Source organism: Pseudomonas sp. 7SR1 (assembly GCF_900156465.1).
Classification (GTDB): Bacteria; Pseudomonadota; Gammaproteobacteria; order Pseudomonadales; family Pseudomonadaceae; genus Aquipseudomonas.
Genome location: NZ_LT707064.1, coordinates 947,715 through 968,909, shown reverse-complemented (window position 1 = coordinate 968,909; position 21,195 = coordinate 947,715). Strand labels below are relative to the sequence as shown.

The 21,195-nt window shown below is 62.6% G+C and carries 17 protein-coding genes; 12 read left to right on the top strand and 5 right to left on the bottom strand.

The window, feature by feature from the left end; all coding sequences use genetic code 11:
• Positions 1–149 precede the first annotated feature (149 nt).
• From BW992_RS04530 to BW992_RS04490, 9 genes are all read left to right on the top strand, one after another.
• Positions 150–767 carry an NUDIX domain-containing protein gene (locus BW992_RS04530; protein ID WP_072398526.1) on the top strand — a complete coding sequence of 206 codons (618 nt, stop codon included), beginning with the start codon at positions 150–152 and terminating at the stop codon, positions 765–767.
• Entirely contained in the window at positions 758–1,210 is a 453-nt protein-coding gene (locus BW992_RS04525; protein WP_003186471.1) for a DUF1249 domain-containing protein, read from the top strand. Before BW992_RS04530 ends, BW992_RS04525 begins: the two co-directional genes overlap by 10 nt.
• Positions 1,211–1,307: 97 nt before the next feature.
• Positions 1,308–2,123, top strand: a complete 816-nt coding sequence (cpdA, locus tag BW992_RS04520) for a 3',5'-cyclic-AMP phosphodiesterase (protein WP_072398575.1) — start codon at positions 1,308–1,310, stop codon at positions 2,121–2,123.
• Between the two features lie 734 nt (positions 2,124–2,857).
• Positions 2,858–3,214: a DUF6124 family protein gene (locus BW992_RS04515; RefSeq protein WP_072398525.1), complete on the top strand. Its 357-nt coding sequence runs from the start codon at positions 2,858–2,860 to the stop codon at positions 3,212–3,214.
• Positions 3,215–3,717: 503 nt separating this feature from the next.
• On the top strand, positions 3,718–4,326 hold the full coding sequence (locus BW992_RS04510) for a YqiA/YcfP family alpha/beta fold hydrolase (protein ID WP_076405680.1): 609 nt from the start codon (positions 3,718–3,720) through the stop codon (positions 4,324–4,326).
• 41 nt (positions 4,327–4,367) lie between these two features.
• A complete protein-coding gene (gene parE / locus BW992_RS04505) occupies positions 4,368–6,272 on the top strand; it encodes a DNA topoisomerase IV subunit B (RefSeq protein WP_072398523.1) in 1,905 nt (634 codons plus the stop codon).
• A complete protein-coding gene (locus tag BW992_RS04500) occupies positions 6,272–7,258 on the top strand; it encodes an esterase-like activity of phytase family protein (protein WP_076405678.1) in 987 nt (328 codons plus the stop codon). Before parE ends, BW992_RS04500 begins: the two co-directional genes overlap by 1 nt.
• Positions 7,259–7,358: 100 nt before the next feature.
• Positions 7,359–9,623, top strand: a complete 2,265-nt coding sequence (gene parC / locus BW992_RS04495; protein ID WP_072398521.1) for a DNA topoisomerase IV subunit A — start codon at positions 7,359–7,361, stop codon at positions 9,621–9,623.
• Between the two features lie 179 nt (positions 9,624–9,802).
• Complete coding sequence (locus BW992_RS04490; protein ID WP_072398520.1) at positions 9,803–10,513, top strand: PqiC family protein; 711 nt, start codon at positions 9,803–9,805, stop codon at positions 10,511–10,513.
• Positions 10,514–10,762: 249 nt separating this feature from the next.
• Here BW992_RS04490 and BW992_RS04485 read toward each other — a convergent pair whose 3' ends face one another.
• Positions 10,763–12,277 carry an AhpA/YtjB family protein gene (locus BW992_RS04485; RefSeq protein WP_076405676.1) on the bottom strand — a complete coding sequence of 505 codons (1,515 nt, stop codon included), beginning with the start codon at positions 12,275–12,277 and terminating at the stop codon, positions 10,763–10,765.
• A gap of 133 nt (positions 12,278–12,410) precedes the next feature.
• On the opposite strand from BW992_RS04485, the gene serB reads away from it, so the two are divergent.
• A complete protein-coding gene (gene serB, locus BW992_RS04480; RefSeq protein ID WP_072398518.1) occupies positions 12,411–13,625 on the top strand; it encodes a phosphoserine phosphatase SerB in 1,215 nt (404 codons plus the stop codon).
• 84 nt (positions 13,626–13,709) lie between these two features.
• Here the strand turns inward: serB and BW992_RS04475 are convergent, their stop codons facing one another.
• The 4 genes from BW992_RS04475 to BW992_RS04460 all read right to left on the bottom strand — a co-directional run bounded on the left by BW992_RS04475 (position 13,710) and on the right by BW992_RS04460 (position 18,881).
• Positions 13,710–15,470: a molecular chaperone gene (locus BW992_RS04475; protein ID WP_076405673.1), complete on the bottom strand. Its 1,761-nt coding sequence runs from the start codon at positions 15,468–15,470 to the stop codon at positions 13,710–13,712.
• Between the two features lie 132 nt (positions 15,471–15,602).
• A complete protein-coding gene (gene asd / locus BW992_RS04470) occupies positions 15,603–16,463 on the bottom strand; it encodes an archaetidylserine decarboxylase (protein ID WP_072398516.1) in 861 nt (286 codons plus the stop codon).
• Positions 16,464–16,484: 21 nt separating this feature from the next.
• Complete coding sequence (locus BW992_RS04465; RefSeq protein ID WP_072398515.1) at positions 16,485–17,300, bottom strand: rhodanese-like domain-containing protein; 816 nt, start codon at positions 17,298–17,300, stop codon at positions 16,485–16,487.
• Positions 17,301–17,342: 42 nt separating this feature from the next.
• Positions 17,343–18,881 (bottom strand): HDOD domain-containing protein, encoded by a 1,539-nt coding sequence (locus BW992_RS04460; RefSeq protein ID WP_072398514.1) that lies wholly within the window; start codon positions 18,879–18,881, stop codon positions 17,343–17,345.
• 154 nt (positions 18,882–19,035) lie between these two features.
• On the opposite strand from BW992_RS04460, the gene motA reads away from it, so the two are divergent.
• Positions 19,036–19,887 (top strand): flagellar motor stator protein MotA, encoded by an 852-nt coding sequence (gene motA, locus BW992_RS04455; RefSeq protein WP_072398513.1) that lies wholly within the window; start codon positions 19,036–19,038, stop codon positions 19,885–19,887.
• Between the two features lie 164 nt (positions 19,888–20,051).
• Positions 20,052–21,092 carry a flagellar motor protein MotB gene (motB, locus tag BW992_RS04450; RefSeq protein WP_072398512.1) on the top strand — a complete coding sequence of 347 codons (1,041 nt, stop codon included), beginning with the start codon at positions 20,052–20,054 and terminating at the stop codon, positions 21,090–21,092.
• Positions 21,093–21,195: the final 103 nt, after the last annotated feature.

The window sequence follows — 21,195 nt, the reverse complement described above, 5'->3', positions numbered from 1 at the left end:
GTTCGCCACTAAACTCATTAGAATTCTTTCATCCCCTGCCGTCTATCCCGATCAGTGGAAAGGGGCTGCATCAAACGGTACGGGCGCGTTAGGATGGCGCGAAGTCGAGGTTGGAACCTCGCATCGATCTGCTCCATACGAGGACTGTCATGACTGATTTCGCCAACGCCACACCGACCGCCGTGGACATCGTCAAGCGCGAAAGCTGCTTCCAGGGTTTCTACAAGCTCGATCGCGTTCACCTGCGCCATGAGCTGTTCGCTGGGGGCATGAGCCGTGAAATCAGTCGTGAGCTGTTCGTGCGCCATGACGCGGTGTGCGTGTTGCCCTATGACCCGCAGCGCGACGAAGTGGTGCTCATCGAGCAGTTTCGCGTGGGCGCCATGGGCAAGACGGTCAACCCGTGGCTGGTGGAACTGGTGGCCGGCCTGATCGACAAGGACGAACAACCGGAAGAAGTTGCTCATCGCGAAGCGCAGGAGGAAGCTGGGCTCGTATTCGCCGCGCTGTGGCCGATGACCAAGTATTTCCCATCGCCGGGCGGCAGCAATGAATTCGTGCATCTCTACCTGGGGCGTTGCGACAGCACGGGGGCAGGCGGCCTGCACGGGCTTGTGGAAGAGGCCGAAGACATTCGTGTGAAGGTCTGGGCTTACGAAGATGCCTTGCAGGCGGTGCGCGACGGACGTATCTGCAACGCGGCCAGCATCATTGCCTTGCAGTGGCTGGCCTTGAACCGCGATGAAGTGAGGGGGCTATGGTCCTGAACAAGCTACGCGATCGCTATCGCGTCGATCTGGTGGGCTTGCAGGCGGCCTGTGAGGCCAACTATGCCCGCCTGATGCGCTTGTTGCCGGACATGCGCAACGATCCGGCGCCGCGCCGCATCGCCGTGACCCATGGCGACCAGATGCTCGGCGTGCTGGCCCTCGAAGTGCTGCAGACCTGCCCCTATACCACCACGCTGCAAGTGCGCCAGGAGCACAGCCTGCCCTGGCTGCCGGTGCCGCAGCTGGAAGTCCAGGTCTACCACGATGCCCGCATGGCCGAAGTCGTCAGCGCCGAACATGCAAGACGCTTCCGTGGCATCTATCCTTATCCCAATGCCTCAATGCACCAGCCGGACGAGAAAGCCCAGTTGAACCTGTTCCTGGGAGAGTGGCTGAGTCATTGCCTGGCGCTGGGGCACGAGTTCGAAGTCGTTCGCTAGTGTGAACCGGTTCCGGTTCGCGGGTTTCCCCTTTCGATCATCCCCAGCATAATTGCGACTTCAGCCAATGGCGTCATCGCGCCTGGGAGCGAGCGATTTGCCGAGCGTATCCACCTTGACCACCGCCGATGCGGCGTTGCTGGTCCAGCTGTCCGACAGTCACCTGTTCGCCGAGTCTGACGGCCTCCTGTTGGGCATGAACACCCGTGACAGCCTGCAAGCGGTGATTGACCTGGTACTCAGGCAGCAGCCGGACGTCGACCTGATGCTTGCCACGGGCGACCTGTCCCAGGACGGGACACTGCAATCCTACGAGGCATTCCGGCGCCTGAGCGGGCGAATCGATGCCCCGGCGCGCTGGATCCCGGGTAACCATGACGAACCGCAGGTCATGCTCCAGGCGGCGGTGCAGAGCACTTTGCTCGATCCGGTGGTGGATATCGGCAACTGGCGAATCACGATGCTGGACTCCGCGGTGCCGGGCTCGGTGCCTGGCTTCCTGGCAGAAGAACAATTGATCCTGCTGGCCAATGCCTTGAGCGAAGCGCCGGAGCGCCATCACCTGGTGTGCCTGCATCATCATCCGGTGTCGATTGGCTGCCCGTGGATGGAGCCTATCGGGTTGCGCAATCCCGAGGCGCTGTTTGCGGTGCTGGATCGGTTTCCTCAGGTGCGGGCAGTGCTTTGGGGGCATGTGCACCAGGAGATCGACCGGGAGCGCAATGGGGTGCGGTTGTTGGCTTCGCCTTCGACTTGCATTCAGTTCGAGCCGGGGAGTGAGGATTTTGCCGTCGGTGAGCAGGCGCCCGGGTATCGGTGGTTGCGGCTTTGGCCGGATGGGCGGTTGGAGACGGGGGTTGAGCGGGTGGTTGGGTTTGAGTTTGTGGTTGATTATGGGGCTCAGGGGTATTGAACTGTTGACTGGGTACATATCCATTGTTGCGGTAACGGCCACTTACGGTTCCGCCCTTACGGCGGGTTACTTTTGGCAAACGCCCCAAAAGTAACCAAAAGGTCTTTGCCCCACCACTGGGCACCTCGCCAAGGCGAGGTGTTCCCGAGCGCAGGCATTGCTCCGTGGGCCCGCCGCGAAGGGCCATCCATGGCCCAGCGCGGCTATCCCGGCATCCATGCCGGGATGCCCACTACGCAACGCCTGCGCTCGGCCCTTGTGGTTAATGGGGCGTCTAAGATCAAAAGCCAAAGCCAAAGCCAAAGCCAAAGCGAGTCGGCCTGACGGCCGACCAGTTTCTCTGGCCATACCCAATCCAACTGTGGGAGCGAGCTTGCTCGCGATGGCGGCTTTACAGTCGACCCTAAATCTGTGGGAAAGGTCGGACATTCAGGCAGATTTTTCCGACGATCTCTGGCGGTTGCCGGGTGGGAAGGGGACTCGCTAACCTTTTTCGGTCGCTGCAATTCAGCGACCGGGCCTGGAAACCCGATAAGTGAGGATGCAACAGCGCGCCACATGAGATACTGCATCGCTTTTTTGCGTGTGCAGTTCTGCTTCATGGCGGCTGTGCGCGGGAGACTTTCGAGTCTGCCGGGTTTGCTCCGCACTCCGGTTTTCCAGCCCGCGCATAGCTGCCACCCTCTCGCCTGGAAACGGGAAATGGCGGCTCCACTACATAAGGGAGCCTCATCATGTTCAAAGTAACCCCCAATCCCCCCGAAACCGATCCCACCTCGGCTCACGCCGGCCTCGATGCCAAAAAACTCGACGAAGCCGCCGAACGCGCTCTCAACTTCTACCTCGCCCCAGAACCCCAGGCTAAAAAGAAACCATTACCCGGTCAGCTATTCACCGTCGTCGAAGATCTGGACAGCGAAACCCTCCTGGCCAACCTCAGCGAAACCCTGGCCTCGGCCAATGCGATGCTCAGCGACCTGGCCTTCAACCTGGAAGGCTCCAACCGGCATATAGCCTTCGGCGTCCAGCAGATGGTCGAACTCTCTGAGCTGCTGGCAAACCGAGCGCTGGACGTCGTTGATCCCCGATAGGCCAGGCAACCTCTTGCTCTTGCTCTTGCTCTTGCTCTTGCTCTTGCTCTGGCTTTGGCTTTTGATCTTGAGCGCCCCGTTAAACCACAAGGGCCGAACGCAGGCGTTGCGTAGTGGGTATCCCGGCATGGATGCCGGGATAGCCGCGCTGGGCCATGGATGGCCCTTCGCGGCGGGCCCACGGAGCAATGCCTGCGTTCGGGAACACCTCGCCTTGGCGAGGTGCCCAGTGGTGGGGCGAGGCGCTTTTGGTTACTTTTGGCGCCTTTTCAAAAGTGACCCGCCGTAAGGGCGGAACCCTAAGCGGCCGTTACCGCAGCAATGGATATGTACTCGGTCAAAAAATACACAGCAAGTCAGGCCGCCATCGCGAGCAAGCTAGCCCTCCCAACAGAATCGCAGCACCGCCAGCAGAGATGGGGCGGCGATAAGGCCAAATCCCCCCAAACCACTCCAATCTCCCTGTAAACTCCGGCCTTTGCCCCCACACACAGGAAATTGGCATGTCGGCCTCGATCCTCTACATCCACGGCTTCAACAGCGCGCCAGCCTCGACCAAGGCCCGCCAGCTCATCGATGTGATGCCCCGCCTGGGCCTGGCCGACCGACTGCAAGTGCCGGCACTGCATCACCACCCCCGCGAAGCCATGGCCCAGCTGGAACAGGCGATCGCACAACTGGGCCGTCCGCTGCTGGTCGGCAGCTCGCTCGGCGGCTACTATGCGACTCACTTGGCCGAACGCCACGGCCTCAAGGCGCTGTTGATCAACCCTGCCGTCAGCCCCCATCGGATGTTCGATGGCTACCTGGGCACGCAGAGGAATCTGTACACCGACGAAACCTGGGAGTTGACCCACGACCACGTCACGGCCCTGGCCGAGCTGGAAGTGCCGGCGCCCCGGGATCCGCAGCGGTTTCAGATATGGTTGCAAACCGGTGACGAAACGCTGGATTATCGCCACGCCCAGCAGTACTACCGCGCCTGTGCCCTGCGCATCCAGGCCGGTGGCGATCACAGTTTCCAGGGATTTGCCCAACGATTGCCGGCGTTGTTGAGTTTTGCCGGAATTGGCGCCGATCTGTACCAGGCGATCGACTTCACGTCGCTGTAAGCCATCGCCCCTTTTTATTTGAACACTGACGACGAGACCCCATGGCCACTCCCAGCGCTAGCTCCTATAACGCAGACGCCATCGAAGTCCTCTCGGGCCTCGACCCGGTGCGCAAGCGCCCCGGCATGTACACCGACACCAGTCGGCCGAACCACCTCGCCCAGGAAGTCATCGACAACAGTGTCGACGAAGCCCTGGCGGGGCATGCGAAGTCGGTGCAGGTCATCCTGCATGCCGACCATTCGCTGGAAGTCAGCGACGACGGTCGTGGCATGCCGGTGGATATCCACCCGGAAGAAGGCGTGTCGGGCGTCGAGCTGATCCTCACCAAGCTCCACGCAGGCGGCAAGTTCTCCAACAAGAACTACCAGTTCTCCGGCGGTTTGCACGGGGTGGGTATTTCCGTGGTCAACGCCTTGTCGACCCAGGTCCGGGTACGGGTCAAGCGTGACGGCAACGAATACCAGATGACCTTTGCCGATGGCTACAAGGCCACCGAGCTGGAAGTGGTCGGCACCGTCGGCAAGCGCAACACCGGGACCAGCGTGTATTTCGCGCCGGATCCCAAGTATTTCGATTCGCCCAAGTTCTCCGTCACCCGCCTCAAGCATGTGCTCAAGGCCAAGGCCGTGTTGTGTCCGGGGCTGCTGGTCAGCTTCGAGGACAAGGCCACGGGTGAAAAGGTCGAGTGGCATTACGAGGATGGCCTGCGTTCCTATCTGGTGGACGCGGTCAGTGGTTTCGAGCGCCTGCCCGATGAGCCGTTCTGCGGCAGCCTGGCCGGCAACAAGGAAGCCGTGGACTGGGCATTGCTGTGGTTGCCCGAGGGCGGCGAAAGCGTCCAGGAAAGCTACGTCAACCTGATCCCCACCGCCCAGGGCGGTACCCACGTCAATGGCTTGCGCCAGGGCCTGTTGGATGCCATGCGCGAGTTCTGCGAGTTCCGCAACCTGCTGCCCCGTGGCGTGAAGCTGGCGCCGGAAGACGTCTGGGAGCGCATTGCATTCGTCCTGTCGATGAAGATGCAGGAGCCGCAGTTCTCCGGCCAGACCAAGGAACGCCTGTCCTCCCGCGAGGCGGCCGCGTTCGTGTCCGGTGTGGTGAAGGACGCCTTCAGCCTGTGGCTCAATGCCAACCCGGAAACCGGCCTGTTGCTGGCCGAGCTGGCGATCAACAACGCCGGTCGTCGTCTCAAGGCCAGCAAGAAGGTCGAACGCAAGCGCATCACCCAGGGGCCGGCATTGCCGGGCAAGCTGGCCGATTGCGCCGGACAGGATCCCATGCGTTCCGAGCTGTTCCTGGTGGAAGGTGATTCCGCCGGCGGCTCGGCCAAGCAGGCCCGGGACAAGGAATTCCAGGCCATCCTGCCGTTGCGGGGCAAGATCCTCAACACCTGGGAAGTGGACGGCAGCGAAGTGCTGGCCAGCCAGGAAGTGCACAATATCGCGGTGGCCATTGGCGTCGATCCGGGCGCCGAGGACATGAGCCAACTGCGCTACGGCAAGATCTGCATCCTCGCCGACGCCGACTCCGACGGGCTGCACATCGCCACGCTGCTGTGCGCGCTGTTTGTCCAGCATTTCCGCCCGCTGGTGGATGCCGGTCACGTCTATGTGGCGATGCCGCCGCTGTACCGTATCGACCTGGGCAAGGATATCTACTACGCCCTGGACGAAGCCGAACGCGATGGCATTCTCGATCGCCTGGTGGCCGAGAAGAAGCGCGGCAAGCCGCAGGTCACGCGATTCAAGGGGCTGGGTGAGATGAACCCGCCGCAACTGCGCGAAACCACCATGGACCCGAATACGCGCCGCCTGGTGCAGTTGACCCTGGATGACTTCGAGGCGACGACGGAGATCATGGACATGCTGCTGGCGAAAAAACGTGCCGGCGACCGCAAGACCTGGCTGGAGTCCAAGGGCGACCTGGCCGAGGTGCTGGCCTGATGCGCAACGGGTTCGCCCTGGCGCTGTTGCTATGGGTGGGAAGCGTCGTCGCCGGGCCGGCAACGGAACTGAAAATGCTGTCGGAGCACGTCGTCGATGGCATGCGGGGCGGCAATCTGTCCGGGCTGGCCCTGTGTGGCCGCGAAATGTGGGCGGTGTCCGATCGCGATGATGATCGCCTCTATCGCCTGGACACCTCCGATGCGGCGGTCTGGCAAGCCCTTGTCTCGACCATCGAGGTACCGCCGGTGCCTGAAAGCGACTTGCCCTGGGGTTTGCGTTCGCGGACCTGGGCCGCTTCGTTCCTGCGTGGTGGCGAGCTGGATTTCGAAGGCATTACCTGCGACAGCGCAGGCAACCGCTATGTGGTCAGCGAGTCCCATGCCGCCGTGTTGCAGGTGTCGCCGTCGGGCGATGCATCCTGGTTGAAGATCGCCCCGACCATGATCCGCCAGGCCCGGGCCAGCGGCATGTTGTTGCATTTCAATGCGCTGTTCGAAGGCATTGCGGTCAACCCGGCCGGTGACCAACTGTGGCTGGCGGCCGAGCGCGAGCGCCGCGGCCTGTTGCTGATCAAGCGCCAGCAAACGGTATGGGATTGCGACGGCCAGTGCGCGCTGCTGAGCGAAGCGGGGCAGCAAATGCAACCGGCCCAGTTTGCCGATGCCAAGGCGGTCTCGCGGGACTTCGCCGATCTGTCACTGTTCGACGGCAAACTGTTTACCCTGGAACGCAACGCCTATCAGATCTGCCGGCGCGATCCGCAGACCGCCAAGGTGGAGCGCTGCTGGTCATTCGCGGCCGAGGGACTTCTGGATAAACGCCGCTACGCCCAACCCTATGGGCTGGCCGAAGCAATGGTGGTGGATGCCGCAGGCGCCTGGATCGGCCTGGACAACAACGATGGGCCACGCGCCGATGGCGAAAGACGGCCGGTCATCTGGCGTTTCGCCGCGCCCGATGGCGGTTGGAGCGCTTCGCCATGAATGGGCAACCACGGGGCCGATGCGCCCTGGACCCGATTGAATCTACCCAGCGCGGCGACACGCCTGTCGTCGTGCCAGACAACGAACTGATGAGGCCCGCATGAGCGACATTCTTGCAGACAGCTTGGACGGCGTGGAGCGCCGATCGCTGGCTGACTTCACCGAAAGTGCCTACCTCAATTACTCCATGTACGTGATCATGGACCGCGCCTTGCCGCACATTGGCGACGGCCTCAAGCCGGTTCAGCGGCGCATCGTCTATGCCATGAGTGAACTGGGGCTGGATGCCGATTCCAAGCACAAGAAATCGGCGCGTACCGTCGGTGACGTGCTCGGCAAGTTCCACCCGCATGGCGACTCGGCATGCTACGAGGCCATGGTGTTGATGGCCCAGCCGTTCAGCTATCGCTACACCCTGGTGGACGGCCAGGGCAACTGGGGTGCGCCGGACGATCCCAAGTCCTTCGCCGCCATGCGTTACACCGAGGCGCGGCTGTCGCGTTACTCTGAAGTGTTGCTTAGCGAACTGGGCCAGGGTACCGCGGACTGGGGGCCGAACTTCGACGGAACCCTGGAGGAGCCGTTGGTGCTGCCGGCACGTTTGCCGAATATCCTGCTCAATGGCACCACCGGCATCGCCGTGGGCATGGCCACCGACGTACCGCCTCACAACCTGCGGGAAGTAGCCACGGCGTGCGTGCGCCTGCTGGACGAGCCGAAAGCCACGGTGGAGCAGCTGTGCGAACACATCCAGGGGCCGGATTACCCGACCGAGGCGGAAATCATCACGCCGCGGGCCGACCTGCTGAAAATCTACGAGACCGGTCGTGGTTCGGTGCGTATGCGCGCCGTGTACCACGTGGAAGATGGCGACATCATCATCACCGCACTGCCGCACCAGGTGTCCGGGGCCAAGGTCCTGGAGCAGATTGCGGCCATGATGCAGGCAAAACCGTCGAAAGCGCCGCAAGTGGCGGACCTGCGCGACGAGTCGGACCACGAGAACCCTTGCCGCATCGTGATCATTCCGGTCAACAGCCGGGTCGATCATGAGGCGCTGATGCAGCACCTGTTCGCCAGCACCGATCTGGAATCCAGTTATCGGGTCAACATCAATATCATCGGCCTGGATGGCAAGCCGCAGTTGAAGAACCTGCGGGCGCTACTGGTGGAGTGGCTCGAATTCCGCGTGAAGACGGTACGCCGGCGCCTGCAGTTCCGCCTGGACAAGGTCGAGCGTCGCCTCCACCTGTTGGATGGCTTGCTGATCGCCTACCTCAACCTGGATGAGGTGATCCACATCATCCGCACCGAGGAGCATCCCAAGGCCAAGCTGATCGAACGCTTCGCCCTGAGCGAAATCCAGGCCGACTACATCCTCGATACCCGCCTGCGGCAATTGGCGCGGCTGGAAGAGATGAAGCTGCGGGCCGAGCAGGACGAGTTGCTCAAGGAGCAGGCCAAGCTGCTCGCCTTGCTGGGCAGCGAAGCCAAGCTCAAGAAGCTGGTGCGCACCGAATTGCTCAAGGATGCCGAAACCTACGGCGACGACCGACGCTCCCCGATCGTGGAGCGGGCCGAAGCCAAAGCGTTGAGCGAACACGACCTGTTGCCCAATGAGAAAGTGACCGTCGTACTGTCGGAAAAGGGCTGGGTACGCTCCGCCAAGGGTCATGATATTGACGCCGCCGGGCTTTCCTACAAGGCCGGCGACGGTTTCAAGGCCCTGGCGCCCGGGCGTTCCAACCAGTATGCGGTGTTCATCGACTCCACGGGACGCAGCTATTCGGTGCCGGCCCATACCCTGCCATCGGCTCGCGGCCAGGGCGAACCGCTGACCGGTCGTCTGACGCCGCCACCGGGTGCAACTTTTGAATGCGTGCTGATGCCTGATGATAACGGGCTGTACGTTATCGCGTCGGATGCCGGCTACGGGTTCGTCGTCAAGGGTGAGGACCTGCAAGCCAAGAACAAGGCGGGCAAGGCGCTGTTGAGCCTGCCGAACAACGCCAAGGTCATTGCGCCGCGTCCGGTCTTCGATCGCGATAACAACTGGCTGGCCTCGGTGACTACCGAGGGCCGTTTGCTGGTCTTCAAGATCAGCGATCTGCCGCAGCTGGGGAAAGGCAAAGGCAACAAAATAATCGGCATTTCCGGCGAACGGGTTGCAAGCCGTGAGGAATTTGTCACGGATATTGCAGTATTACCGGAGGGTGCCACGCTTGTGCTGCAGGCTGGAAAGCGTACGCTTTCGTTGAAAGCGGACGATCTTGAGCATTACAAGGGTGAACGCGGTCGCCGGGGCAACAAGCTTCCGAGGGGTTTCCAGCGAGTGGATGCACTGCTCGTCGAAAACCTGAATTAAGCGTGCCAGAGGCCTCGGTCTGCGATTAAAAGCCGCAGATCGATGCTTTCGCGCTGGAGTCGGAACGGATATTCACGGATGATAGGCCCTTTCAAGCGCCGGCGTGGCCGAGCGTTCTTCATAATGACCGAGTATTTTTTCACTGTGGTAAGCCTTGTGGCCGCCACCTGGACGGAACGATGACTGCTCTGCGCCTTCCTATTCTGTGGCTCGCCGGCCTGCTTGGCCTGGCGGGCTGCAGCATTCACCAGCCGGTGTCGCTGTATCAACTCGACAGTGGAAACCCGGCCCAGCCTGCACAAAGCACGGGCATGGCTGTGTTGCTCGGCCCTGTATTGATCGCTGACTACCTGCAACGCGAAACCCTGCTGCAACGCCAACCCGACGGTAGCTTGCAGGCCGCCACCGACGGTCGTTGGGCCGGTAGCCTTTCTTCGGACATCGATCAGTTGCTGCTGCGCCAGGTGGCGGGTCACCTGGACAGCCAGCGAGTGGTCCTTGCGCCAGCGACCCAGGGTTTCACCCCCGATGTCCAGGTGCTGCTTTCCATTACCCGCCTGGACTCTGGCGAATCGCAGCCGGCGGTGCTCGACGCCCAATGGCGGTTGATCGACCGTCGCGGCAAGGTCCGCGAAAACCGTATCGTTCATCTGCAGGAGCAACATGCGGGCAGCACTGCGGCCCAGGTCCAGGCCCAAGGTATCCTGGTGCAGCGCCTGGCCGAGCAGCTATCGACGGCGCTCAAGCCGTTGGCCAACCAACCTCCCATCGTCGAAGCGCCGGTGCGCAAGTCCGCTCCGGCCCAGGCCAAGCCTGCTGAACCGGAGAAGTCGCCAAAGATCCCGATGGCCTTGCCGATTCGGACGGATATGGAAGTTTTCCGGTTCTGATAGCTGGACTGCAAACAAGACAAAGCCCGCACTGATGCGGGCTTTGTCGTTTCTGTCGATTGGATTGTCGGCGCCTGTCCTGGCTCCTTCGCGAACAAGCCACATTCAACCTTGAGTAAACACGGATTCTGCCGCCTACGAAGATCTTGTGGGGGAGCGAGCCTGCTCGCAACCGATCGGCGATGGCAACAAAAAAGCCTGCAGATAATCACTCATCTGCAGGCTTGCGTTCGCTTCAACGACTGGATATCAGGCCTGGCGCTCGTGCATTCGCGCCAGTTGCCGCTCCAGCAAGGACGGATAGGGCTCCATCAGTCGCTCCACGCAGCAGGCGCCTTCAGGGCTGGCGATAGGGCGGATGCGGGCCCGCTGGCGAATCAGGGCGTCGTCGTTGATCTTGCGCTCCACCAGCAACAGGTTGCGGCTGTGTTGGGACAAGGCCAGGGCGTCCTGGGCAGTTTCGGTCAGCAGCAGGTCAATCTGACTCAGGCCGAACAGTCCGTCGCCCAGGGTCAGGCCCAGTTGTAATTGCAGGGTAATGCCGCTGTCGGCCACTTCGATCTGCAACTGATGGCCCAGGGCCCGCAGCAGTTCGCCGCAGCAGATGGCATTGGTCAGGTAATCGTCACCGCTGTCTTCGGTGTGGAACAGCATCAGCGTGCTGCCATCGTTCAGGGTATGCAATTCACCCTGGTACAGCGAGGCGGCCTGGTCGAGGCAATCGCGATAGCGTTCCAGCAGTTCCTTCAGGCGGGCCTGGGGCAGGCGTCGCAATTGATCCTGGGCGCCGAGCTGCACGGCAAGCACGGCACTGTGCTGCGGCTGGTTCGAGACGGCAGCCCTGGCGACCGGCTGCGTTTGCCCGGTCACCGTTTCGTCCCGCAGGTCGGCGAAGGCATCGTCGTCCTCGTCGTCTTCAACCGTGCGCACTACGTGACGGGGCGCGGGCCGGGCGGCAGGCATGGGCGGGGTTTCGTCGAAACCGGGATCACGCAGGTTGCGGACTTCGAAACCGGGCTCGGCATCATCATCCGCGTAGTCGATTTCCTCGGGTTCTGGCTCAGGTTCAGGCTCCGGCGCGAAGCTGGCGTGCAGCTGCCGGGCCAGGTCGCCGATCTCGTCCTGGCGCTGGATGGCCGGGGTATGTTCGTCGATATCCCGCAACCAGACGCGCAATTGCAGCAGCGGCGTGGAGAGGTGCCGCCCCAGGCGCAGGCTCAAGGCTAGGGCCAGGGCCAGCAATATCGCGCTGAGGATACCCATGCTTTGCAGGCTGATGGTCATCGGCTGCTGGAACTGGTCCATGTCCAGGCTGATGCGCAGTTGCCCGGCGGTCACGTCCTGGAAGGTGATCTTGCTCTGGTACATGCCCCCGGATTCGCCCAGCAGGCCAGGCTTGGGCCGCTGTCCGGCCTCGGCGAGGATGCGGTTGTCCACGCTGTAGATGGCGGCGTGGGCCACCAGCTTGTTCTTGGTCAGGTTGTTGAGCAGCACATTGAGGCTGAGGATGTCGTTGGACACCAGCAGCTCGGTGGCGGACGTGGCGGTCTGGGTGGTCAGGCTCTCGCCCAGGGCGTCGGCCTGTTCGTGCATCGCCTGCTTGAACTGCAAGCCCATCACACAGGCATAGATGACCAGCGCCAGGGCGACCAGGATCACGTTATGGCTGGCAATGCGCAATGCAATCGGCACGCGACGATGGCGCAGTGCACGGAAGATCAGCAGAAAGAAATTGTCGGTTTTGACTGGCGTGGGCCGGTTCACTGAGCTCGGCTCTTTGTCCGTGAAATTGACGCGCAGTATAGCGACAGCCCCATGACCGGCAAAGCACTGGCGGTGCCCGATGGTCACCGAAAGTGGGTAGAATGCGGTTTTTTTCCACCTGCGGGGGTGCGCCTTGCGCGAAATCGTCCTGATAAACATCACTGGCAGCGACCGTCCGGGTCTGACTGCGGCCATTACCGGCGTCCTGGCCCAGGGTGGTGTGAACATTCTCGACATCGGTCAGGCGGTGATTCACGACACGCTGTCCTTTGGCATCCTGGTTGAAATCCCGGATAGCGAACAAGGCAAGTCGGTACTCAAGGATATCCTCTTCACCGCCTATGAACTTGACCAGCAGGTGCGCTTCACGCCGGTATCGGAAGCCGATTACCAGCATTGGGTGGCAGGCCAGGGCAAGAAGCGTCACATCGTTACCTTGCTGACCCGCAAGGTCACCGCCGAGCAATTGCAGCGCGTCAGCTCGATTACCGCAAAATACGGGTTGAATATCGACCATATCGACCGGCTGTCCGGGCGCATGCCGCTCGATACCCCGGCCGACAAGGGCAAGGGGTGCATCGAGTTTTCCGTACGGGGCGAACCGGCCGATCCCCAGGCACTGCGCGCCGAGTTCCTCAGCGTGGCCCAGGAGCTGAACGTCGACATCGCGTTCCAGGAGGACTCGCTGTTCCGTCGTAACCGGCGCCTGGCCGTGTTCGACATGGATTCGACGCTGATCGAAGCCGAAGTCATCGACGAACTGGCCAAGGCCGCTGGCGTGGGCGACAAGGTATCGGCCATCACCGAGCGGGCCATGGCCGGTGAACTGGATTTTCGCGCCAGCTTCAAGGAACGCCTGGCGTTGCTGCAAGGCCTGGATGTCAGCGTACTGGATTCCATAGGCGCTTCCCTGCGCCTGACCGAGGGCGCCGAGACCCTGTTCGCCGAACTCAAGCGCCTGGGCTACAAGACTGCGATCCTGTCTGGCGGCTTTACCTACTTCGCCAGGCAGTTGCAGGCCAAGCTCGGCATCGACTATGTGTTTGCCAACGAACTGGCCGTGGTGGACGGCAAGGTGACCGGGGTGGCCGTCGAGCCGATCGTCGACGCCCAGCGCAAGGCCGACCTGCTGCGTGAGCTGGCTGAGAAGGAAGGCCTGCGCCTGGAGCAGACCATCGCCGTGGGCGACGGCGCCAACGACCTGCCGATGCTGGCCATCGCCGGGCTGGGCGTGGCGTTCCGGGCCAAGCCGCTGGTCAAGCAGTCGGCCAGGCAGGCGATCTCGACCCTGGGGCTGGACGGCGTCTTGTACCTGCTGGGCTTCAGGGATCGCGACGGGCAGCTCTGATTCGAGTCTGGTGCATTCTTTGGAAGCGTTCACCTGTGGCGAGGGGATAGATTCCCTTGCCATAAAGGGTTGTGTGTGGGCTGTTCAAAGCGACTTCCACAATGAATCGAAGTCTGCTTCGGGGGCGTCGTCCTTCCCGGTGGGGCCTGCGTCCTCCTGGTGATAGGCGAACTGGTTGAAACTGTGGGTGCTGGTGACCCGACGGTCCAGGCCGGCACGGCGTTCCTGACCGTTGGTGTTGATCAATACGCGCTGGCCTTCCTGGAAGGGCAGGCGCGGGGCGATCATGGTGGGCGGCAAGTCGATGGCACTGATCTCCGGCAGCAGCAGGCCACGCAGGTAGTGACCTTGCTGGTCCTGTTCACGCACCAGTTGCAGGCCGCAAGGCTGGGCATAAGGGGCGACCAGTTCGATGCCCATTTGCATGGCGCCGTTGCGCACCTGGCGAATCCAGCGCACCACGGCAATGCTCCAGACCTGATCGGTGGCGTCGCGGATGCCGACCACTTCCCCGGCCTGGAGTTGTTCCGGTACTTCCTTAGGCCAGCCCAGGCAATAACCGCCAGGGCTGTGATTGATGATCGGCAGGTCGTAGGTTGGAAAATGCTGCTGGTGGTCCGATCCGCTGCCTTCATCGTCGGTCGGGTTGGCCGGGTATTCGATTTCCTCGTAGGGCAGCAGGTCACTGTCGCCAGCGGGCGCTGCGTCGAAGGCCTGGTTCCAGGTGTCGTGGGGCTTGCTCTGTGAAACTTCGAAGCGCGCCTTGCGGGCATTCGGCGTCTTCAGGATTTCGCTGAAGGAGCGTTTGCCGCCAAGGTAGTAATGCAGCGCGCTCATGCCCACGCACAAGGTCAGCGTGCCGTTGCCCTCGGTGCGCTGGAAGCTGCGTTCGACGGCCTCGCCCCAGGCCGCCTGCAGGTGCTGCAGGGTGTCGGTGCTCATGCCACCGGGCACCGGCAGGGTGTGGTCGGTCGGCTGCTGCAGATGCACGGCGATGGCGCGCACCAGCGGCTGAGGATCGAAACCCAGCAGGCTGGGCTGTTGCTCGGCTCTGAACTTGGAGCGATAGCGCGGCCCCACATCCAGGCCCGGGGCGACGGCGAACAGGCTCGTGGCGGAAGTGGCCGGGTCCAGCTTGATCCATTGGCTCCAGATTTCCAGCGCTTCGGCCAGCCGGGCTATCTGGCCCTGGCGCAGCTGGTTGCTGCGCGAGGCGCCCAGCAGCAGGGCGACCACATAGCTTTGCTCCGGACTCAGTTGCTGGACCTGGCTGGCCAGCTCGTCATTGATGCTCTGATGTTGCAACCGATGCTGGCAGGCGATGCGGTACAGCTGGTGCAAATCGAGCCATAACCCTTCAGGCACTGGGCTGTACAGCTCGGTGGCGCGCATCAGCGGGCCGTCGAGGGCATGCATCGCCCGTTGCAGCGCGGTGCTCAGCAGGCGGGCGCGGTCCTTGGTGAATTTTGGTGAAATGCGCGCCACGATCTGTTTGTAGCCCATCGCCAGCTGGCTTTGCAGGGCCTGGCACAGGTTGACGATCTTGCGTGAGCGGTCGTCCAGCACAATGGCCTGGTGCAGGAAATGCCGCTCCAGATGCTTGCAGACGTAGTACACCTCGGGCCGCAGCAATTCGAGCAGCTGCAGGCGATTGTCGCTGGTGGTGAGCAGCAGGTTGAGTTCGCCGATGGCCTGGTACAGCAGTCGAGCGGTTTCGCCGATGTTGGCCTTGGGCAGGTTGGCGATCCAGCGCTTGAGGTCGCGTGGCGTGGCATCGCAGAACGACAGGCGTGGCTGCGTCGGGGTCGAGACGCGCAGTAACTGGAGAGGGCTGGTCTCATTCATGCCGTGGACGACTCCGGCTGAAAACGAAAAGGATGTCTCCAACAATAGCAGCTGTGGTCGAAAGAAGTTCCGATCGAATTCCAGGTCGCCCGTGGGAGCGAGTGTATCGGCTCCCACGGGGCGACCGATGGTTCAGGTCCTCGGCAAGGCCAGCCCCTGGCCCATCCGTACCGGCGAGCCGGCCACCAGTTCCTCGGCCCACTTCACCTGGCCCGGGCCGAACAGGACGATGGCGGTGGAACCCAGCTTGAAGCGGCCCAGTTCGGCACCTTTTTCCAGATGGATCGGCGCACGGGCGGCTTCGTCGTAGCGGAAGGTCTTGAGCTCGCGCTTGGGTGGCGTGACCAGCCCGGCCCAGACGGTTTCGATGGACGCCACGATCATCGCGCCCACCAGTACCACGGCCATGGGGCCGCGTTCGGTGTCGAAGATGCACGCCACGCGTTCGTTGCGGGCGAACAGCTCGGGAACGTTTTCGGCGGTGGTCTGGTTGACCGAGAAGATCCGTCCCGGAATGTAGACCATCTCCCGCAGCGTACCGGCCAGCGGCATATGCACGCGGTGGTAATCCTTGGGCGACAGGTAGATGGTGGCGAAATCGCCGCCCATGAACGGCGCTGCGTTGGCCGAGTCGCCGCCAAGCAGTTCCAGCACACTGAAACTGTGGCCCTTGGCCTGGAACACCCGGCCGTGCTCGATCGGGCCGAGCTGGCTGACGGCGCCGTCGGCGGGGCTGAGGATCGCGCCTGGGGTTTCGTCCAGTGGGCGCGCGCCTTCCTTCAAGGCGCGGGTGAAGAAGGCGTTGAAGTGCTCATAGGCGGTCAGGTCTTCCACCAGGGCCTGGGACATGTCCACCTGGTAGCGCTTGGCGAACCACGCGGTGAATGCATTCTTGAACCAGCGTACGCGGCATTCGGCAATGCAGCCGGCCAGCCGTGACAGCAGGTGGTGGGGCAACAGGTACTGGGTGAGGATGAACAAGCGGTTTTTCATTAACTGTCCTTTTTGGAACCTTCAAAGCTCGATAGGGGTATCGGGGTGGTTGCCCCATTCGCCCCAGGAACCGGCATAGCCTTTGACCCGTGGGTAACCGAGCGCCTTGGCCACCAGGTAGGTGAAGCCGGAGCGGTGGTGAGTCTGGCAGTGGGTGATGATTTCTTTGTCGGGGGTGATGCCCAGCTGTTCGAGAATCTGCGGCATGTCCCGGCGGATACGCAGGTTGCGGGCTGGGTCCATGCCGGCGGTCCATTCGAAATTGACCGCGCCGGGGATGTGTCCGCCCCTGGCTGCAACGACTTTTTCCCCGGAGTATTCCAGCGGGCCGCGCGCGTCCCAGATCGCCAGGTCGGCGGCACCGAGGCGGCTTTGCAGGTATTCGCGAGTGGCGGTGGGCTCGTCGCGCAGCGTCAGCGGCACCGGGCCACCGGCGCTGGGCGGTACTTCGGTGGACACGGGTAGGCCTTCGTCCAGCCATGACAGCAGGCCGCCGTCGAGGTAGTGGTAGTTCGGGTGGCCGATCACATCCAGCAACCAGATGAAGCGCCCGGCCCAGCCGCCGCCTTCGTCGTCGTAGACCACGTAGACCGCGTCCGGGTTGTGCCCGAGCTCGCCGAACAATGCCTCGAGGTCAGCCTTGGCCGGCAACAGGCCTGGCGCTGGCGGCTGGCCCAGTTGCGTACGCTTGGGGTCGACGAAGCGCGCGCCGGGAACGTGCCCGGTGCTGTAGCGGGCGGCGCTGGTCAGGTCCACCAGAATCAGTTCGCGTGCGTCGAGGCGCGCAAGCAGGTCGCTTGGTTCGATCACCAGCGGCAAGCCAGAGAAGTCAGGCATGTGAGGTCTCCAGGGGCGCAAAGGGAAAGGATTGTATCAAGTTCAACGGCCGCGGTTGGTAAAGGTGTGCAGGGCCCGCTCGATACATTGCGCGGTCTTGCCGAAAGCCTGGACCGTCACGTCCGAGAACGGGCCTCCGCCCTGGTCCACGACCACCAGCATGATCACCTTGCCATTGCAGGTCAGTGAACGCAGCAGCAGGTGCTCGCCCTTGAACAGGCTGCGCAGGACCGGCGGCAGCAGTGCCGAAAACTGAGCGTTGTTGTCGGGGTTCAGGCGAACCTGGGCCTGTTGTGCCAGCAACCGTTGCAAGACCTTGCTCTGGTTGATCGGGAAGCTCATGGCCGCCGCCTCGCTGGGCAGGCCGGCGGTCTGGTGCACGCGCACGTTGGCCTGGCTGCGGTCGGCCATCAGGATCATCACCCGGCGCATGCCGCACGCCGCCAGGGCGTCCCGGGCGGCGGTGGTCAGGTGCATGGCGTTGCTGAAGGGGCTTGGCTCCACCAGCAAGGCGGCGCACTGCTTGCGCCACTGGGTCAGGTCGACGGTGCTGGGTGGCGTTGCGGATGCTCGCCCGGAGGGGATGCGGCGACTGCCCGGGGGCCAGACCAGGGCCACGGCCGGGTGCCAGAGGTCCGGCATGCTGTTCTGGCGAGCGCTGTTGGCGGCTTGTTGGTGAAGTTGCTGCTGGATCTCTTCCACGGGCATCTGCAGGTACAGGCTCGTGAGGTACTGCCAGCGTGCGCTGTGGGGAGCGTCCCAGGCATGGTGCGCTGAAACCGCCAGGCCGTTGGCCAGCAGCACGGTGTTGGCCGGTTGGTTCAGCCAGCGCCGCAGGGTCGGGTCATCGTCCAGGCGGTTCTGTTGGCGCAGCGGATGTTCGCTGTCTCGGGCGATGCGCAGGACTTTCGCCAGTTCGCGACGTTCATTGAGCAACAGTCGGTAACCCTGCGCCACCCAGACCGGCAGGCGCCAGGTCTCCACCAGGGCCAGGCAGATGCTCAGCAGGCCGACGCCGAACAATTCGTGCTCCACCTTGCTGGCCTGCTGGCCTTGATGGAGGACCCGCAGCTCCCATTCCCCCAGCAGGCGCGGATGCGTCAGCGCCATGGGCCAGAGCGGCGAGAGAAACAGCAGGCTGCCCCAGTGAATGTCCTGCCACAGCCGCGCCAGGCGGCTGGCGAAAAAACCATTGGCCTGTTGCGTGGCATGCTGGCTGATCAATTGCAGCTGGCGCAGGGCAACGGGTATCTGTTGCTCCGGCAGCGAGGGCAGGCGTGCCAGCAGTTCCTCGGTGCGCTTGAGGCCGAGACGGTTGATGGCCACTTCGAGATTTTCCGCGGGCTCGGCGAGGTTGCCCCGGGTGTGATGATTGGCTTCCCGGATGACGCTCAGGGCCAGGGCGGGGCTGTCCTGCATCAGCTCGGCGATATCGCGCAACGAGCGATTGCTGTCGGCGATGGCCTTGCAGACCAGGTCGTGACTGGCCTGCGGCACCGGCAGATGGACGCCCTCGAGCAGCTTTACCCAGCCTTCGAGGGTGGTCGGTCGTGGAGTTGGAACCTTCGTTTCGTTAGCCATGGCTGGGGGTGATCATCGCATGCTGCAACGTGGCAAATTGGCTTTTCGCCAGAACTGGCTATAGTCTGGCGCAGTTTTGCCGATAAGGAGAAGAAGAGATTTTCCAGCTTCCGAATATGACCTTGAACCCGACTTAAATAAGTACTTTCTATCTATGGCTAAAATTATCGGCATCATAGTCGTGTTCGCGAGCGTGCTCGGCGGATACGTGCTCTCCCATGGCAAGATCGCCGCCCTGGTCCAGCCCTTCGAGGTGCTGATCATCGGTGGTGCGGCCCTTGGCGCTTTCCTGCAGGCCAACCCTGGCTACATGACCATGCACGTGCTCAAGAAATCCCTGAGCATGTTCGGTTCGCGCTTCAGCCACACGTTCTACCTGGAAGTGCTGGGGCTGATCTACGAGATCCTCAACAAGAGCCGGCGTGAAGGCATGATGGCGATCGAAGGCGACATCGAAGACGCCGCCGCCAGCCCGATCTTCGCCAAGTATCCCGCCGTGCTCAAGGACGCCCGGATGACGGCGTTCATCTGTGACTACCTGCGCATCATGTCGTCCGGCAACATGGCTCCCCATGAGCTGGAAGGCTTGTTCGACATGGAACTGTACAGCCTCAAGGAAGACCTGGAGCACCCGTCCCACGCCGTCAACGGTATCGCCGACGGTATGCCCGGCTTCGGTATCGTCGCCGCGGTGTTGGGTATCGTGGTGACCATGGCTTCCCTGGGCGATGGCGACCAGAAGTCCATCGGCCTGCACGTGGGGGCGGCCCTGGTGGGTACCTTCTTCGGTATTTTGGCCGCGTACGGTTTCTTCGGCCCGCTGGCCCATTCCCTGGCCCATGATGCCAAGGAAGAGCTCAACGTCTATGAAGCCATCAAGGCGTCCCTGGTGGCCTCGGCCTCGGGTATGCCGCCATCGCTGGCGGTCGAGTTCGGTCGCAAGGTTCTCTACCCGGCGCACCGTCCAAGCTTCGCCGAGCTGGAACAAGCGGTTCGCGGTCGCTAGTGCTTTGCTTTGCAAATACGTTCCTTTTTTGGCCAGTGACTGTTGCTGCCAGACAAGGCGCCGCGACGAGTCATAGCCCGCTATGGCGAGGAGCGGCAACGCAGTATGGCAGCAACAGGCACCGTCAGAACGGAACAGTATTTGTGAAGCAGAGCACTTAGGTCATGGAAAATAATCAGCCGATTATCGTAAAGCGCGTCAAGCGCATTGCCGGCGGGCACCATGGCGGTGCTTGGAAAATCGCCTTTGCCGACTTCGCGACGGCGATGATGGCGTTCTTCCTGGTGCTGTGGCTGCTGTCCACCGCGACCCCGGAGCAGAAGATCGCCATCGCCGGTTACTTCAAGGATCCGGTCGGTTTTTCCGAAAGCGGCACGCCCTACATCATCGACCTGGGCGGTTCTCCGGTCCTTGCGCCGGAAAATACCCTCAACCCCGAGGTCAAATCCCAGCCTCAGCCCGACAAGGCAACGGTCGATGCCAATGAGGCCGAAGGCATGGCCGAGCAGGTCGAGCGCGAACGCCTGGAGTTGCTCCTGCAGGAATTGCAGAACAAGGTCGAAGAGAACCCGGAGCTGCAGAAGTTCAAGGACCAGATCCTGTTCGAAATCACCCCGAACGGCTTGCGCATCCAGATCATGGATGCCGAGAACCGGCCGATGTTCGACTCCGGCAGCGCGCGGCTCAAGCCCTATTTCGAAGACATCCTGCTGGCCATGGCCGACACCATCAAGGCGGTGCCGAACAAGATCAGCATCAGCGGTCATACCGATGCCAAGCCCTACATCGGCAAGGGTGACTTCGGTAACTGGGAGCTCTCCGCCAACCGCGCCAACGCGGCACGGCGTGCCCTGGTGGCCGGCAGCTACCCGGACGAGCAGGTGGCGCGGGTGGTCGGTTACGCCTCGTCGGCGCTGTTCGACCGCAAGGACCCGTTCAACCCGGTCAACCGACGCATCGACATCGTCGTGTTGACCAAGAAGGCGCAGAAAGCCATCGAGGGTTCGCAGACCGATGACCCTGCGCCAGATCCAGCTCAGGATCAGGGCACGCCCGCAGAGACACCGGCGACGCCGTCGGGCGCCGCGGCTGACCCGAATGCCTTGCCACCGGATCAGCAGCCGGTGCCCGCCCATGAGTTGCGCGAGCGCTTGAACCTGTTCGACGAGGTCGCGCCCAAGCCTGCCGAAACGCCTGGGCAGTGACCTGAAGATTTGTCGATGGACCCGTGGCGAGGGGATTTATCCCCGCCGGGCTGCGCAGCCGCCCCTGTACCTGGCTTTTATCCAAAAGTACGAAGGGGAGGGG